This window comes from Arthrobacter sp. FW306-2-2C-D06B, assembly GCF_021789175.1.
In the GTDB taxonomy this organism is placed as follows: domain Bacteria; phylum Actinomycetota; class Actinomycetes; order Actinomycetales; family Micrococcaceae; genus Arthrobacter.
The window spans coordinates 3,061,058-3,076,013 of record NZ_CP084560.1 but is presented as its reverse complement, the minus strand read 5'-3'; the positions used below and the strand labels follow the sequence as shown (position 1 = coordinate 3,076,013).

General features: G+C 63.7%; 13 protein-coding genes. 5 read left to right on the top strand and 8 right to left on the bottom strand.

From position 1 onward, the window contains the following. Window positions 1-25 precede the first annotated feature (25 nt). Genes rsgA through LFT47_RS14330 form a run of 3 tightly spaced genes read right to left on the bottom strand, consistent with a single transcriptional unit; the run spans window position 26 to window position 3,060 of the window. On the bottom strand, window positions 26-1,141 hold the full coding sequence (rsgA, locus tag LFT47_RS14340; protein WP_236811796.1) for a ribosome small subunit-dependent GTPase A: 1,116 nt from the start codon (window positions 1,139-1,141) through the stop codon (window positions 26-28). A gap of 2 nt (window positions 1,142-1,143) precedes the next feature. After that, entirely contained in the window at window positions 1,144-2,538 is a 1,395-nt protein-coding gene (gene aroA / locus LFT47_RS14335; protein WP_236811795.1) for a 3-phosphoshikimate 1-carboxyvinyltransferase, read from the bottom strand. Window positions 2,539-2,544: 6 nt separating this feature from the next. After that, window positions 2,545-3,060 carry a DoxX family protein gene (locus LFT47_RS14330; RefSeq protein ID WP_236811794.1) on the bottom strand — a complete coding sequence of 172 codons (516 nt, stop codon included), beginning with the start codon at window positions 3,058-3,060 and terminating at the stop codon, window positions 2,545-2,547. A gap of 217 nt (window positions 3,061-3,277) precedes the next feature. Here LFT47_RS14330 and LFT47_RS14325 point away from each other — a divergent pair, with 217 nt between their 5' ends. Next, window positions 3,278-4,117 carry a sigma-70 family RNA polymerase sigma factor gene (locus LFT47_RS14325; protein WP_442863399.1) on the top strand — a complete coding sequence of 280 codons (840 nt, stop codon included), beginning with the start codon at window positions 3,278-3,280 and terminating at the stop codon, window positions 4,115-4,117. Next, on the top strand, window positions 4,114-4,371 hold the full coding sequence (gene rsrA / locus LFT47_RS14320) for a mycothiol system anti-sigma-R factor (RefSeq protein WP_236811792.1): 258 nt from the start codon (window positions 4,114-4,116) through the stop codon (window positions 4,369-4,371). Before LFT47_RS14325 ends, rsrA begins: the two co-directional genes overlap by 4 nt. A 79-nt stretch (window positions 4,372-4,450) precedes the next feature. Here rsrA and LFT47_RS21530 read toward each other — a convergent pair whose 3' ends face one another. From LFT47_RS21530 to LFT47_RS14300, 5 genes are all read right to left on the bottom strand, one after another. Beyond that, the gene (locus LFT47_RS21530; RefSeq protein ID WP_369299106.1) at window positions 4,451-4,525 is read right to left on the bottom strand and encodes a 50S ribosomal protein bL37; all 75 of its coding nucleotides are present in this window, start codon (window positions 4,523-4,525) and stop codon (window positions 4,451-4,453) included. A 106-nt stretch (window positions 4,526-4,631) separates the two neighbouring features. Then, complete coding sequence (locus LFT47_RS14315; RefSeq protein WP_236811791.1) at window positions 4,632-5,246, bottom strand: PadR family transcriptional regulator; 615 nt, start codon at window positions 5,244-5,246, stop codon at window positions 4,632-4,634. Then, entirely contained in the window at window positions 5,246-6,094 is an 849-nt protein-coding gene (locus LFT47_RS14310; protein WP_236811789.1) for a DUF4097 family beta strand repeat-containing protein, read from the bottom strand. The genes LFT47_RS14315 and LFT47_RS14310 overlap by 1 nt, the downstream gene beginning before the upstream one ends. A 120-nt stretch (window positions 6,095-6,214) precedes the next feature. Continuing rightward, window positions 6,215-6,814, bottom strand: coding sequence for a GDSL-type esterase/lipase family protein (locus tag LFT47_RS14305; RefSeq protein WP_236811788.1), 600 nt, complete (start codon window positions 6,812-6,814; stop codon window positions 6,215-6,217). Window positions 6,815-6,949: 135 nt separating this feature from the next. Beyond that, complete coding sequence (locus LFT47_RS14300; protein WP_236811786.1) at window positions 6,950-10,762, bottom strand: multifunctional oxoglutarate decarboxylase/oxoglutarate dehydrogenase thiamine pyrophosphate-binding subunit/dihydrolipoyllysine-residue succinyltransferase subunit; 3,813 nt, start codon at window positions 10,760-10,762, stop codon at window positions 6,950-6,952. Window positions 10,763-11,303: 541 nt separating this feature from the next. Between LFT47_RS14300 and LFT47_RS14295 the strand changes: the two genes are divergently transcribed. The 3 genes from LFT47_RS14295 to LFT47_RS14285 all read left to right on the top strand — a co-directional run bounded on the left by LFT47_RS14295 (window position 11,304) and on the right by LFT47_RS14285 (window position 14,924). Continuing rightward, window positions 11,304-12,770: a hemolysin family protein gene (locus LFT47_RS14295; protein WP_236811784.1), complete on the top strand. Its 1,467-nt coding sequence runs from the start codon at window positions 11,304-11,306 to the stop codon at window positions 12,768-12,770. After that, window positions 12,767-13,828, top strand: coding sequence for a hemolysin family protein (locus LFT47_RS14290; RefSeq protein WP_236811782.1), 1,062 nt, complete (start codon window positions 12,767-12,769; stop codon window positions 13,826-13,828). The genes LFT47_RS14295 and LFT47_RS14290 overlap by 4 nt, the downstream gene beginning before the upstream one ends. 133 nt (window positions 13,829-13,961) lie before the next feature. Continuing rightward, window positions 13,962-14,924 carry a metal ABC transporter solute-binding protein, Zn/Mn family gene (locus LFT47_RS14285; RefSeq protein ID WP_236811781.1) on the top strand — a complete coding sequence of 321 codons (963 nt, stop codon included), beginning with the start codon at window positions 13,962-13,964 and terminating at the stop codon, window positions 14,922-14,924. Window positions 14,925-14,956 lie beyond the last annotated feature (32 nt).

Here is a 14,956-nt window from a genome sequence, read left to right as displayed (position 1 = left end):
ATCGCGCAGTTAGTTGACCGTGCTGTTAGTTGACCGTGCCCAGTTCCTTCGCCTCTTGGGCTTCCATGCGCGGGTCCGCACCGAGGAGGCGGCGCAACGACGCCAAACGGGCCGGACCTGCCTCGCCGGCGTGGCCATCGGCGACCCAGGAATCCAGTCCGCATCGAACCGCGGAGGCATCGTGCTTGCAGCCTCGCTCGCACATCTCCGTTCCGGGTTCGAGGTCCGGGAAGGCATGCAGGATGCGGTCCGGGTTCACGTGGGCGAGGCCGAAGGAGCGGATGCCGGGTGTATCGATGATCCAGCTGCCACCGGGGGCGTCGCTGAGCTTCAGTGCGAGGGCAGAGGACGAAGTGTGCCGTCCCCGACCCGTCACGGCGTTGACCCCGCCCGTGGCGCGCTCGGCGCCGGTGAGGGCATTCACCATCGTGGACTTCCCGACGCCGGAATGGCCCAGGAGCACGGTGACCTTGCCGTCGAGGTAGTCCCGCAACTGGCCGACGGCGTCGCCATCAAGTCGGGCGGACAAGCCGTCGTCGGAACGGGCATCGATGCCGGAGGCGCCGGCGTCGGCCGTCCGGCTGATGATGATGGGGAAGCCAAGGCTCACATAGTTGGCGAGCAATTCCGTCGGGTCCTTGACGTCCGCTTTGGTGACGAGCAGCAGCGGCTCGATTCCGGCGTCGTACGCCGCCACCAAGGCGCGGTCGATGAATCCGGTGCGCGGCTCCGGGTTGGCGGACGCAACCACCACGACGAGCTGGTCGGCGTTGGCGACGACGGCCCGTTCGATCGGATCCGTGTCGTCGGCGCTTCGTCGCAGGAGGGTCTTTCGCTCCTCGACGCGCACGAGGCGGGCGAGGGTGTCCGGGGCTCCGGACACATCGCCGACGAGGGCCACGAAGTCTCCGGGAACCACGGGGGAGCGCCTCAGTTCCCGGGCGCGGGCCGCAATGACGATGCGCTCGTTGTCCGAGCTTTCGCCCACGATCGCGGTGTAGCGGCCGCGGTCGACCGTGATGATGCGTCCGATCACGGCGTCGTCGTGGCTGGGGCGGTCCTTCGTGCGGGGGCGTGTGCCCTTCTTGTTGGGGCGGATCCGGACATCGGACTCATCCCAGGAGCTTGCGTCGCGGGCCATCGTTAGTTGTTTGTCTCCGTTGAAGCGGTGTCCGCGCCCGCTGGGCCGGCACTGATCATCGATGCCCAGATTTGCGGAAATTCGGGCATGGTCTTGGAGGTCGTCGCGATGTCTTCGACCTGTACACCCTCGACGGCGAGCCCAAGGATGGCGCCCGCGGTAGCCATCCGGTGGTCGGCGTAGCTATGCACGACGCCGGCGTGCAGCGCTGCGGGCCGGATCACCAGGCCGTCGCTGGTTTCCTCGGCATCGCCGCCAAGCCGGTTGATTTCGGCGACCAAGGCAGCCAGCCTGTCCGTTTCGTGTCCACGCAAATGCGCGATGCCGGTGAGCCGGGAAGGACCGCTGGCCAGGGCACACAAAGCCGCCACTGTAGGGGCAAGTTCGCTGGTTTCGTCGAAGTCCGCGCCCAGGATCTCCGGCCCGCCGGTGACTGTCAGCGTGCCGTTGTCCAGCGTGACGGTTGCACCCATGGTGGCGAGGATGTCACGCCAGAGGTCCCCGACTTGCGTGGTGTTGACCGGCCAGTTGGGGATCCGGATGGTTCCCCTCGTGGCCAGCGCCGCGGCGAGGAAGGGACCCGCGTTGGAGAGATCCTGTTCGATCCGCTCGTCGAACGCCTGGATGGTACCGGGGGCGACGCGCCAATGGTTCGGCACGGAGTCATCCACCTGCACTCCGACGCCGCGCAGGACCGAGACGGTCATGTTGATGTGGTCGAGGCTCGGCACGGGCTTGCCGACATGCTCCAGGTGCAGGCCCTCATCGAACCGGGCACCGACCAGCAACAGGGCTGAAACGAACTGCGACGAAGCGCTCGCGTCGATGACCAGGTGGCCACCGCGGACAGAGCCCGTGCCGGATACTTTGAACGGCAGGGAGCGCGCCGCGTGCCCGTCAAGTGCGCTGACCTCCACTCCGAGTGTCCGGAGGGCTTCGATGATGGTGCCCATGGGACGTTGGCGTGCGTGGGGATCGCCGTCGAACACCGAAGCGCCGTTGCGGAGGGCCGCGAGCGGCGGCACGAAACGCATGACCGTGCCGGCCAGGCCGCAGTCGATGGAGGTGTCCGATGCGACAGCCACGGGGTTGATCGGGGTGACTTCAAGGTCCGGGCCGTAGTGTCCATCGCCGGGAACCTCGGTAATGGTGGCACCCAGCTGGCGCAGGGCCTCGACCATCAGCGCGGAATCCCGCGAATGCAAGGGCGCCCGCAGCCTGCTTGGGCCGTTGGCCAATGCCGCCAGGACCAAATAGCGGTTGGTCAGCGACTTCGAACCGGGAACCGTGACCGTGGCATCCACGGGGTGGCTGGCGAAGGGTGCCGGCCACAGGGGGAGTGCGGAGGCTGTGGTGCTCCCTGAATCGTCTGTCTGCGTCGCGGGGGTTCCGGGCATGCTTCCTTATGCTCCAACTGCGTTGTCTACGGCCTTGCGGACGGCCCGGTCTGTCTTCTTGAACTGCTTGCCTGTAGCCTTCTTGGCGTCCATGGCGAGGTGTTCGGCGCGCCATGCGAGGCTCGGTTTGCCCGCGGTGTCGACGGCGGCAAGGAAAACGCCACCCGTCAGCGAAATATTCTTGAGCAACTGGGCGCGGCGGGCGACGCGGCCTTCCTTGGAGCTGATGTCGGCAGAACGCCACTCGACAAAGGTGTTGAGGACCGAAATGCCGGCAAGCAGGCTTGCCGAGAACCGGGAACATTTGCCGAGGGCCAGCAAGGCGCCGGCGCCGACTTGTGCGCCGCCTATGACCCTTGCCAGCACCTTCTCGTCGGCCGGGAAAGGCAGGGACTCGGAAGCGCGGCGGAGCAGCGGAGAGAGCTGTTTGGCAGTGTCATCCGCGTTCTTGAGCTTGTCCAGCCCTGCGACGACAAAACTGGAAGCCAACATTGGCCTGGCGAGAAAACGGACGAGGGACATGTTTTGCCTCCTGGATGGCGTGCCACAGTGTTCAGGTGGTGTTGCGTTCAAGTGGTGCGGTGTTCACGGGGTGCAGTCGGATCTAGTCTTGCATCTTTGCGGAATATTTGCCCGGAGCCCGCCGTTGTCAAGAGAAGGTGCGGTATGGGCTGGACCTTGGATTGTGGCGCGTGCACTGTGCCGCGCTGGGCCACGTCAAGCGAGTGGAGATGGTTTTTTGGCCTTGGTTAAGGACCGCGAGGGACACTTGGCGCTTGGGCGCGAGCTGCCGATGGAGTCGCGGAGGGTGACAGTAGACTTGGATGCAATGAGCACCATGGATCCGGCCGCAGCGGCCATGTACAAAGCAGCGACGGAAGTCACGGACGCAACGTCCGACGGCGACGCAACTGTTGAGGCCGACGTCGAGATTGCAGTGGACTTCGCAACCGAGACCCCCGAGCAACGGAGGGCGCGCTTCGAACGCGACGCCATGCAGTATGTCGACCAGCTCTATTCGGCTGCCATGCGCATGGCCAGGAACCCTTCCGACGCCGAGGACCTGGTCCAGGAGGCCTACACCAAGGCCTTCTCCGCCTTCCACCAGTACAAGCCGGGAACCAACCTCAAGGCGTGGCTGTACCGCATCCTGACCAACACGTACATCAACCTCTACCGGAAGCGGCAGCGCGAACCGCTGCAGTCGAATTCGGACAGCATCGAAGACTGGCAGCTGGCACGCGCGGAATCCCATACGTCCGCGGGGCTGCGCTCCGCGGAGGCGGAGGCACTGGATCATTTGCCGGACTCGGACGTGAAGAGCGCCCTGCAGTCCATTCCGGAGGAATTCCGGCTCGCGGTGTACTTCGCTGACGTCGAAGGCTTCGCATACAAGGAAATATCAGACATCATGAATACCCCGATCGGGACGGTCATGTCCCGGCTTCATCGCGGCAGGAAGATGTTGCGCGATCTGCTGGCGGACTATGCCGCAGAACGGGGAATCAGCGCCGGCGCGGAAGAAAAGGCCTTGGCCGTGGGCACGGCCACAAGCAAAAAACAGGAGAAAAGGAAATGAGCTGCCAAGGATTGGGCGACTGCGACGATGCGCGGATGCAGCGTATCTACGAGTACCTCGACGGTGCGTTGACCCGCGACGACATCGCAGAGATCAAAGTGCATCTGGAAGACTGCCCGGAGTGCACCGAGCAATACGACCTTGAGTGCGTCATCCGCACCGTGGTAAAGCGCTCCTGTACGGAAGCGGCTCCTGAGAATCTCAAGAACTCGATCCTGGACAGGATCCACGCTATGAAGTCCGTGGACGTGTAAGAGCCTTAAACGGCAAGGGCCCCGGAAACCTGATGGTTTCCGGGGCCCTCCGCATTAAGTCTTACGCTAAGCCGCTGGCTTAGGTGTTGGGACGCTTGCCGTGGTTTGCGCCGCCGCGCTTACGGTCACGACGCTTACGTGCACGCTTGCTCATAGCTGGCCTCCTTAGATTCTTGATACTCAATAAAGCTGCCCTCCAGTCTCCCACATCACGGGGCTGCCCCGCGAACCGTGCCGGCCGGCCCCGCGCGAGTTCGGACTCAGCCGCGCAGGGAATTCCGGATGGAGATCCTGGCTTGGTCCAGGACGGCGCGCACGGTTTCGAGGGCAATCGGCGTCAGGGCCTTGGAGCCGGCGTGCTGCCGTAGCTCCACGCGGATGTCATCGCGGAAGGACTGGACCATCATCTCGGCTTCCTTCAGGATGCGGTGTCCCTCCGGAGAGTAGCTTCCGGCCCATGACTGGAACTCCGCGGACTTCGCATTGGCCCGCGCGGCTTCGGCGGTCGCGGCCAGGTCTGCGCGCAGGCCGCGCATGTTGCTGCGGATGTCGTCGCGGAGATTGTCGGCCAAGCGCCGAACGGAAGCGGAGATGTTGTCCTCGACGTCGGCCAGTTCCTGCCGCCGGCTGTTCAGTTCCGCCAGCCCCGCCGCGGTGATGGAGTAGTTGGTGCGGCGCCCGTCGCTCGTGGTGGCTACCAGTCCTTCTTCCTCGAGTTTGCCGAGGCGCGGGTAGATGGTCCCGGCACTGGGGGAGTAGGTCCCGCCGAAGCGTTCGCCAAGGGCCTTGATGAGCTCGTAACCGTGCTTGGGGCCAGACTCCAGGAGTGCCAGCAGGTAGAGCCGCAGGGCTCCGTGGGCAAAGACGGGCGGCATCAGGCTTCCTCCTCTCCGGGGACCGGGTGCGTTGATCCAGGTGTTGGCGCACTGCCATGGATGATGGAGGTCTTTCCGGACACGGAATTGGTACGCGCCACCATGAGCCGCTCGTCGGGGCCAACGATGGTCTGGACCCTGCCGCCTGACTGCGCGTAGAGCTGGTCATCGATCATCACAGTGCCACCGGCCGTTTTGGCCACGATGTCCACGCCCACATCATGCGGCAGGCGGATGGTGAGGTCGCCTGAAACGGAATTGGCTCCGAAGTCCTGGGTGTAGCCGTGAAGGTCGAAGCTAAGGTCGCCGCTGACGGTATTGGCCCGGATATTCTTGAAACGGCCCGAAGCCGTGACTTCGCCCGAGACGCTCTTGGCGGTCATGACGCCGTCGTGGTTCCGGGCGATGACCTCACCGCTGACGGTGTTGACGTGGAGTTCGCCCCGCGTGCCGTCCGCGAGGACCGATCCGGAAACTGTGTTGAGGCGGATATGACCGCTGACGCCCGACACCATGCCGTCGCCGCCGACGGTTCCTGCTTCGACGTCGACGCCGGCTGGCAGCGCGATGCTGATGACGATCGTGTTTGTGCTGGTGTTGTTGACGGTCCCCATCAGGTTGCGGAACCAGCCCTGGGGGCCGTGCAACTGATGGCGGACTTCGAGTCGGCCGTCAATGAGGCTGACGCTCAGTGGATCGCCGGCTATCTCCGAGACTTCGATCCTGGTGATGGCTTCGTCGTGGGTAACGACGTCGAAGCGGCCCTTGACGATCCCCAGCTTGAGTGAGCGGACGCCGTCGACGTCGATGGTCTGCGGACCGGTAACGGTCCAGTTTTCTTCTGACATGACCCCTCCATTGCTGCACTACGGATATTGCGATATATCGCGTTGATGTACACACGATATATCGCGATATCGGCGTTGGCAATGGGCCTTGCTCGCGGGAAAGGGCGTCTCCGGCCGCGGCTATTCCGGCTGGGCGATCCTCAGCCACTGGAACCACCCACGGTGCAACACGAGCCAGGCCATGAGTCCGTACCCCGCCTGGCCCGGGGTGCCGCCATTCGCAGCGAGGTCCGTGCGCCATTGTTCGTGGTTGAGCAAGGGCGAGAACGTGTCGACGTAGTGATGGTTGCGGCGCGTGGTGACGTCCGCAAATGCCGCGTTGAGATCCGCGATCCGACGGTTTTTGGCCGGGTCCAGCGTGGGCGGCGGACCGACGACGAAAACTTCGATGTTGCTTTGGGACGCCCCGTCCAGGATATTGGCCAGATTGAGGCGGCTGCGTGCCGTGGAGACACCGAATTCGATGTCGCGGCCGGACAGGCCGATCACCAGGCGGTTTTCGTGGACGTTGCTGAAGCGTCGTCCGGCTTCGTCGAGCCAGCGCGCCGCAAGGCCTTCTGTGCCTTCCATAGGGCAGGGAAGAGAATAGCTTTCCACCAGAACGGAGTCCTGTGGAGTCCGCGCAAGAACCCGTCCGAGCCAGCCCAAGGCCCTGGGATCACCGAGCCCGGCGAGTAGTTCATCACCAACAGCTGCGATGCGCAGCTTCCTGTCTTCCACAGTTACCTCTTCACCAAACGTTGCGGTCCTTGCACTGTGCCCGGCCGGGCGGCTGGATCACCGGACACTTGTTCCATTAAACAGAACTGCCCGGCTGGAAGCGGGTATTGAACCTCCAGCCGGGCAGCCGCCGTCTTACTTGCGTTCGAACGCCTGCTTCAGCAACGTGGCCTGTTCGGCGCTGTGGCGCTTCATGGAACCCGCTGCCGTGGAGGCCGATGCCGGACGCGAAACGAGCCGGACCTTGCGGTCCAGTGCCTGCGGCAGGTTCAAGCCGATGAACGGCCACGGACCCTGGTTGGCGGGTTCGTCCTGCGCCCAGACGATGTCGGCGTTCGGGTACTTGGCCAGTTCCGCCTCGATCTGGGCCTGGGGCAGAGGGTACAGCTGCTCCAGGCGGATGATTGCCGTCGAGGTGTCGCCGGTCTTCTGGCGGTTCGACAGGAGATCGTAATAGAGACGGCCGGAAACCAGGATCACGCGGTCAACGTTCTGGGCCTGAAGGGGCTCGTGTTCGCCGATAACCGGCTTGAAGCCGCCCGTGGTGAAGTCTTCCACCGCGGAAGCCGCACCCTTGAGGCGCAAAAGCTGCTTCGGGGTGAAGATGATGAGCGGCTTACGCGGACGACTGTAGGCCTGCCGGCGCAACAAGTGGAAGTGCGAGGCAGCAGTGGTGGGATTCGCCACGATCATGTTGTCCTCGGCACAAAGCTGCAGGAACCGCTCGATGCGTGCGGACGAGTGGTCCGGCCCTTGGCCTTCGTAGCCGTGAGGCAGCATGAGCACGAGCGAGGAACGCTGGCCCCACTTCTGCTCGGCCGAGGAGATGAATTCGTCGATGATGGTCTGTGCACCGTTGACGAAGTCACCGAACTGGGCTTCCCACAACACCAATGCGTCCGGGCGTTCCACGGAGTAGCCGTATTCGAAGCCCATGGCTGCGTATTCGGACAACAAGGAGTCGTAGATCCACAGCTTGGCCTGCTCGTCGCTCAGGTTGCCCAGCGGCATCCATTCGCGTCCGTTGGCGCGGTCGTGGAAGACGGCGTGACGCTGAACGAACGTGCCACGGCGGGAGTCCTGGCCGGCAAGGCGGACGGGTACGCCTTCCATGACAAGCGAACCAAAAGCCGCGATCTCGCCGAAGCCCCAGTCGATGCCGCCTTCGCGGGACATCTGCTCGCGCTTCTCAAGCAGTTGCTTGAGCTTGGAGTGGACCGTGAAGCCTTCCGGAATGTCGAGGTGAGCCTGGCCGATCCTCTGCAGCATTTCGGCTGAAATGGCGGTGGTGGCCGGCGCGTTGGTGCCGAAGTCCGCCTGCTGGGCGATGGGACGCTCGATGTCCGAAACCGCGGCGGAATCCGCCGTGATGATCGGGATAGGCGAAGTCTGCGCCGCGTGGGTCTCCGCGAAGACGCGTTCGAGGCGTTCCTGGTAGTCGCGCAGCAACTGTTCGGCTTCGTCCTCGGTGATGTCGCCACGGCCGATGAGGGATTCCGTGTAGAGCTTGCGGACGGAGCGCTTGGCTTCGATGAGGTTGTACATAAGCGGCTGCGTCATCGAGGGGTCGTCGCCCTCGTTGTGTCCCCGGCGGCGGTAGCACACCATGTCCACGATGACGTCCTTGTGGAAGCGCTGGCGGAACTCGTATGCCAACTGCGCGATGCGCACGACGGCCTCGGGATCGTCGCCGTTCACATGGAAGATCGGGGCCTGGATCATCTTGGCCACGTCGGTGGAGTAGGTCGAGGAACGCGACGACGACGGTGCGGTGGTGAAGCCGACCTGGTTGTTCACGATGATGTGGATGGTTCCACCGGTGCGGTAACCACGCAGCTGGGACAGGTTGAGCGTTTCCGCTACAACGCCCTGGCCGGCGAAGGCAGCGTCGCCGTGGACCATGATGGGCAGGACGGGGAACGCCTCGCCCAGGTCCAGCCGGTCCTGCTTTGCCCGGACGATGCCTTCGAGCACGGAGTCAACCGCTTCAAGGTGGGAGGGGTTGGCGGCGAGGTAGACCTTGGTCTCGTTGCCGTTGTCCGAAGTGAACGTGCCCTCGGTGCCGAGGTGGTACTTGACGTCGCCCGAACCCTGTACGGAGCGGGGGTCCTGGGTGCCTTCGAACTCGCGGAACACCTGGGCGTACGTCTTGCCCGCAATGTTGGTGAGCACGTTGAGGCGGCCGCGGTGGGCCATGCCGATCGCGACTTCGTCGAGTCCGTCGTCGGCGGCGTCGGAAATGATGGTGTCCAGCAGCGGAATCAGGGATTCCCCGCCTTCGAGGGAGAACCGCTTCTGGCCCACGAACTTGGTCTGCAGGAAGGTCTCGAAGGCCTCTGCTGCGTTCAGCTTGGAAACGATGCGAAGCTGCTCTTCGCGGCTCGGCTTGGAGTACGGGTGCTCCACCTGGTCCTGGAACCACTTGCGTTCTTCAGGCTCCTGGATGTGCATGTACTCGATGCCCGTAGTGCGGCAGTAAGCGTCGCGGAGGACGCCCAGAATGTCGCGGAACTTGAGCATCGGCTTGCCGCCGAATCCGCCGGTAGGCCATTCGCGGTCCAGGTCCCACAGGGTGAGGCCATAGGTCAGCACGTCGAGGTCCGGGTGCTTGCGCTGGACGTATTCGAGCGGGTTCGTGTCGGCCATGAGGTGGCCGCGGACCCGGTAGGAGTGGATCAACTGCTGGATGCGGGCAACCTTGTTGATCTCGTCAGCGGGGTCAACCTGGAGGTCGGGGCTCCAACGGACGGGCTCGTAGGGGATGCGGAGTGCTTCGAAGATTTCGTCGTAGAAGTTCTGGGCACCGAGGAGGAGCTGGTGGACGAGCTTGAGGAACTCGCCGCTTCCGGCTCCTTGGATGACGCGGTGGTCGTAGGTGGAGGTCAGCGTGAGGATCTTGCTGATGGCGTTCTGGGCGATGATCTTCTCGCTGGCGCCCTGCCACTCAGCCGGGTAGTCGAGGGCTCCGACGCCGATGATGGCTGCCTGGCCCTTGGAAAGCCGGGGCACGGAGTGTACGGTACCGATGCCACCCGGGTTTGTCAGGGATACTGTGGTCCCCGCGTGGTCGTCCGCCGTGAGCTTGCCGTTCCGCGCACGCTTGATGAGGTCTTCGTAGGTGTGCCAGAACTCCGCGAAGTTCATGGTCTCGGCCTTCTTGATGTTGGGAACCATCAGGAGGCGCGTGCCATCGGGCTTGGGCATGTCAATGGCGATGCCGAAGTTGACGTGTGCGGGCTGCACGGCAACGGGCTTGCCATCTACTTCGTCGTAGTACACGTTCATCGACGGGAACTGGGACAGGGCACGGACCACCGCGTAGCCGATGAGGTGGGTGAAGGAGACCTTGCCGCCACGGGCACGGGCGAGGTTGGAATTGATGACAACGCGGTTGTCGATCAGGAGTTTGGCAGGAACGGCCCTGACGCTCGTGGCGGTAGGAACCTCAAGGCTCAAGACCATGTTGGACGCAATGGCCTTGGCCGGACCACGGAGGACGGAGACGACGTCCTCTTCCGGGGGAGTGGGAGCCTTGGTGCTCTTGGGGAGCTGTGCCGGGATCGGCTGGGACTGGCTGCCGTCGGATGGCTTCTGCGCGCCGTCTTTGGCGACAGTGGCCGGAGCCTTCTTGACCGGTGTTGCGGGAGCAGCCGGAGCAGGTGCGGGGGCGGCAGGGGCGGCTGCCGGGGCAACCGCGGGCGCGGCCGGCGTCATTGCCGTTGCGGCGGCCTGTGCCACGACAGGAATCTCGCGAGTGGGAGGGTTTGCAGGGGCTGCGGAGGTTCCGTTGGAAGAAGTGCCGTCTGCGGTGTCGAAGGATTCGAAAAGCGGCCACCATTTGGCGTCGACCGAATTCTTGTCCTGCTGGTACCGCTCGTACAGTTCGTCAACGAGCCACTCGTTTCCGCCAAATTCCTCGGGTAGACGGTGGCTTGGCTGCTCTGGCACTTGAAATACGCCTCTTCCATGAGTGTTGATTTCCAGCTGGCCCGGGAACTGCAGGAGGTGCAAAGGCGAGCCAGGGTCTGGGTCCCGCGAACTCAGACCCTAGCCAGTCTAGTGACGAGCGACGGCTATCTGCCAATAGTGGTGATCTAAATCATGTCGATCGCGATAGGCCCCGGCTTCCATGCCCTGAGGTGCATCTTCTTTACCGGGTTTTTCCTGCCGTTTTAGCGTCGTAGATCGCGAACCCGGCCGGTGAAGCCGCGTGAAGCCGCGCCGCGGCCGGACTGTAGACTTGAATTCTTATGGACAGTAATTCTAGGTGCCGGCCTGGGAGCTGCGGGGGACGCCGTTCGGCTATCTCCGAGCAACGCACCCATAGAGCCGGCAATGCCCGTACACATGCCCATCGCACCCCGGAGCTCCAAGCCGGCCGGTCGGCGGATAGTTCTTCCGCAGCGTCCGACCAACCTCCGCCGGGTCAACCAGCCATTAGTCTTCCTGGTGCCCTGCTCCAGCCGTTCGCACCATACGGCGGCCTCTGATGGAGTGGCTTTTCCTTCTGGCCGGCGTGCTCCTCATTCTGGGTACCGGCTTCTTTGTCGCGGTCGAATTTTCGCTCGTGGCGCTTGACCAGTCAACGGTCCAAAGAGCGGTCGACGGCGGCGACCATGCTGCCGCGGCGTTGCTCAAATGCTTGAAATCCCTCTCCACCCAGCTCTCGAGCTGCCAATTGGGAATCACCCTCACCACCTTGCTGACCGGCTTCGTCATGGAGCCATCCGTCGGCTCCCTCTTGCACGGACCGCTGCTTTGGGCCGGGCTGCCTGAGGCCGCTGCGCAGTCCTTGTCACTCATCCTGGCCATGACCTTCGCTACCGTCTTGTCGATGCTGATCGGCGAACTCGTCCCGAAGAACATGGCACTCGCCTTGGCATTCCCGCTGGGCCGGGCGTTGGCCCGACCGCAACTGATGTTCACAGCCGTGTTCAAGCCCGCAATCGTTGTGCTCAATGGCTTCTCGAACAAGATGCTCAACCTCGTGGGACTCGAGGCCAAGGAAGAAATCTCGGGCGCCCGCTCGCCTTCTGAACTGGCCTCCCTCGTACGCCGTTCGGCAGAGCTGGGGACCCTTGACGCCGGGACGGCCAACTTTGTTGCCCGGACCTTGAACTTCTCGGCGCGCACGGCGGCGGACGTCATGACCCCACGCATCCGCATGGAAACCATCGACGCCGACCAGCCGGTATCGGACATCATCGAAGCGGCGCGTCGGACCGGATATTCGCGCTTCCCGGTCATCGGCGAATCGGCCGATGACATCCGGGGCGTGGTGCACATCAAGAAGGCCGTGTCGGTCCCGTCGGAACGCAGGAGCCGGCTGGAAGCCGGAGCAATCATGTCCGAGGTCCTGAGCGTTCCCGAGACCATCCACCTTGACGCCCTGCTTTTGGAACTCCGCGAGGGCAACCTGCAACTCGCCGTCGTGCTTGACGAGTACGGCGGAACCGCGGGGATCGCGACCCTTGAGGACCTGGTGGAGGAAATCGTCGGCGAAGTTGCGGATGAGCACGACAAGGTCCGTCCTGGACTGCTGCAGAGCGCCTCGGGGGACTGGTATTTCCCCGGACTCTTGCGCCCGGACGAGGTCAGCGAGCAGATCCCGGGCCTCACGGTTCCCGACGACCCCGCCTACGAGACCGTGGGTGGTTACGTCATGAGCCAACTTGGACGGATCGCGTTGGTGGGCGACGTCGTCGAGGCCGGCGGCGGCACCCTGGCCGTCACCCGTATGGACGGCCGCCGGATCGACCGCATTTGCTTTCACCCCGCGGCGCCCGACACCGACGATGACGGCGACGACGATAAAGGTGCCACGGAAAGCGATTCAAGCGGATGGCAAAGCAGGAAGCAGGCGGGCAAACGGTTGGCTAAGGGCTCCGGCGGTTCGGCAGGCGATGCCATTGGCAACCCCATGGCCAAAACCAGTCGCAAAGGACGTGCCGCATGAGCGACTGGGTAGGAATCCTGTGGCTCGTGGTGCTGTTGATCGGCAACGCCTTCTTTGTCGGCGCAGAGTTTGCCGTGATGTCTGCACGCCGCAGCCAGATTGAGCCTTTGGCCCAACGCGGTTCCAAGCGCGCGCAGACGACTTTGTACGCGATGGAACACGTCTCGCTGATGCTGGCGTGTGCCCAGCTCGGCATCACAGTGTGTTCCTTGCTGATTCTCCTCGTGGCCGAGCCTGCCATCCACCATTTGCTGGGGGCGCCGCTGGAGTCCGTAGGCGTCCCTGTTGAATTGGCAGACGTTATCGCTTTTGCGGTTGCCTTGCTTGGCGTCACCTTCCTGCATGTGACCTTTGGCGAGATGGTTCCCAAGAACATCTCTGTTTCGGTCGCAGACAAGGCAGCGTTGCTGCTTGCTCCGCCGTTGGTCCACGTGGCCCGTTTCGTGAAGCCCGTCATCTGGACTCTGAACTGGCTGGCAAACCGCATCCTTCGACTGATGAAAATCGAGCCCAAGGACGAGGTGACCTCCTCCTTCACGCTCGAAGAAGTGCAGTCCATCGTGCAGGAATCGACCCGCCACGGACTGGTGGACGACGACGCCGGCTTGCTGAGCGGCGCTCTGGAGTTTTCCGAGCACACCGCGGCCCACATCATGGTGCCGCTGGACAAACTGGTGACGCTCAAGCCTGGCTCCACGCCGAGGCAACTCGAGAAAGCGGTCAGCCGCACCGGCTTCTCCCGCTTCCCCGTGTTGGACGACGACGGCGAGTTGACCGGCTACCTGCACATCAAGGACGTGCTTTCCATCCCCGAGGAAGGACGGCGCTACCCGATCGCGGAAAGCCGGATCCGGTCCCTCGTGAACCTCGCACCCGAGGACGAGATTGAAGATGCCATGGCCGTGATGCAGCGGACCGGCTCGCACCTGGGCCGTGTCGTGGGGACCGGCGGCGCGACCCTGGGAGTGTTGTTCCTGGAGGACGTTATCGAGCAGCTTGTGGGCGAGATCCGTGACGCCACCCAGGCCAGGGGAATCCGGCGGCTGGGCGGACCCTAGTCAGCGTAGCCTCCTGCCGGCCCCAAGGGGCCGGCAGGACCCGTTTGGAATTCTAAATAGGAATCATTCACATTTGTAGGTACACTCATGTGAGTCCCCTGTTGTGCTTGATTCGGTAGATCCGAGGTTTCCCGTGCGCCTTACCGCCGCCCGTCTTTCCCTTGCCGCAGTTCCGGCCCTTGCCGCCTCCGTCAGCCTTGCCGTCCTGCTTGCCGCATGCTCGGCACCCGCCGCGACGGCGCCGTCGTCGTCCTCCGGGGTGATCGACGTGGTCGCCTCCACCAGCGTGTATGGCGACATCGCCAAGAGCGTCGGCGGTGACAAGGTGTCCGTCACCTCGATCATCAGCAAGACCAGCCAGGATCCGCACTCCTACGAGGCAAGCACCCAGGACAAGCTGGCCGTCTCCAAGGCCCAATTGGTGATCGACAACGGCGCCGGCTACGACGACTTCTTCAGCAAGCTGGCCGATGACAGCAAGGTGGCTGCGGACAAGACGATCACCGCGGTCAACGTTTCGGGGCTCCTTCCCGCGGCGACGGCCGGCGCGTCTCCCTCAGCGGTGCCGGAAGGGTTTAACGAGCACGTCTGGTACAACTTCGACGCGATGGCGAAAGTGGCCGACGCCGTCGCTGCGAAGCTCGGAAACCTGAACCCGGCCGATGCCAAGACCTTTACGGCCAACGCCGGCAAGTTCAAGTCTGCGCTGACCGGACTCAGCGCCAAAGTCGCTGAAATCAAGTCATCCAAGGGCTCCGCTCCGGTCGCCATCACGGAGCCCGTTCCCGGGTATTTGCTTGACGCTGCAGGCTTGGAGAACAAGACGCCGGAGGAATTCAGCCACGCTATTGAGGTCGGCTCGGACGTTCCGCCGGCAGCCGTCAAGGAAACGAGCGATCTGATTTCGTCGAAGTCCGTTCGCTTCCTGGCGTACAACGAACAGACTGCAAGCGCCGAGACGGAAAAGCTGAAGGCCGCCGCAACCGCCGCCGGGGTTCCGGTGATCGGTTTCACCGAAACTCTTCCCGAGGGCAAGGACTACGTCGCCTGGATGACGGACAATGTGGGCAACGTTGCTTCTGCCCTGAACAAGTAAACGGCGCCGCCAAATAAGAACAGACGGGCCCC

What these genes read in the sequence shown, in the direction of transcription:
- rsgA (WP_236811796.1), bottom strand. Translation starts at nt 1,141, where the DNA reads ATGGCCCGCGACGCAAGCTCCTGGGATGAGTCCGATGTCCGGATCCGC.
- LFT47_RS14290 (WP_236811782.1), top strand. Translation starts at nt 12,767, where the DNA reads ATGAGCGACTGGGTAGGAATCCTGTGGCTCGTGGTGCTGTTGATCGGC.
- LFT47_RS14315 (WP_236811791.1), bottom strand. Translation starts at nt 5,246, where the DNA reads ATGCCGCCCGTCTTTGCCCACGGAGCCCTGCGGCTCTACCTGCTGGCA.
- aroA (WP_236811795.1), bottom strand. Translation starts at nt 2,538, where the DNA reads ATGCCCGGAACCCCCGCGACGCAGACAGACGATTCAGGGAGCACCACA.
- LFT47_RS14330 (WP_236811794.1), bottom strand. Translation starts at nt 3,060, where the DNA reads ATGTCCCTCGTCCGTTTTCTCGCCAGGCCAATGTTGGCTTCCAGTTTT.
- LFT47_RS14310 (WP_236811789.1), bottom strand. Translation starts at nt 6,094, where the DNA reads ATGTCAGAAGAAAACTGGACCGTTACCGGTCCGCAGACCATCGACGTC.
- rsrA (WP_236811792.1), top strand. Translation starts at nt 4,114, where the DNA reads ATGAGCTGCCAAGGATTGGGCGACTGCGACGATGCGCGGATGCAGCGT.
- LFT47_RS14295 (WP_236811784.1), top strand. Translation starts at nt 11,304, where the DNA reads ATGGAGTGGCTTTTCCTTCTGGCCGGCGTGCTCCTCATTCTGGGTACC.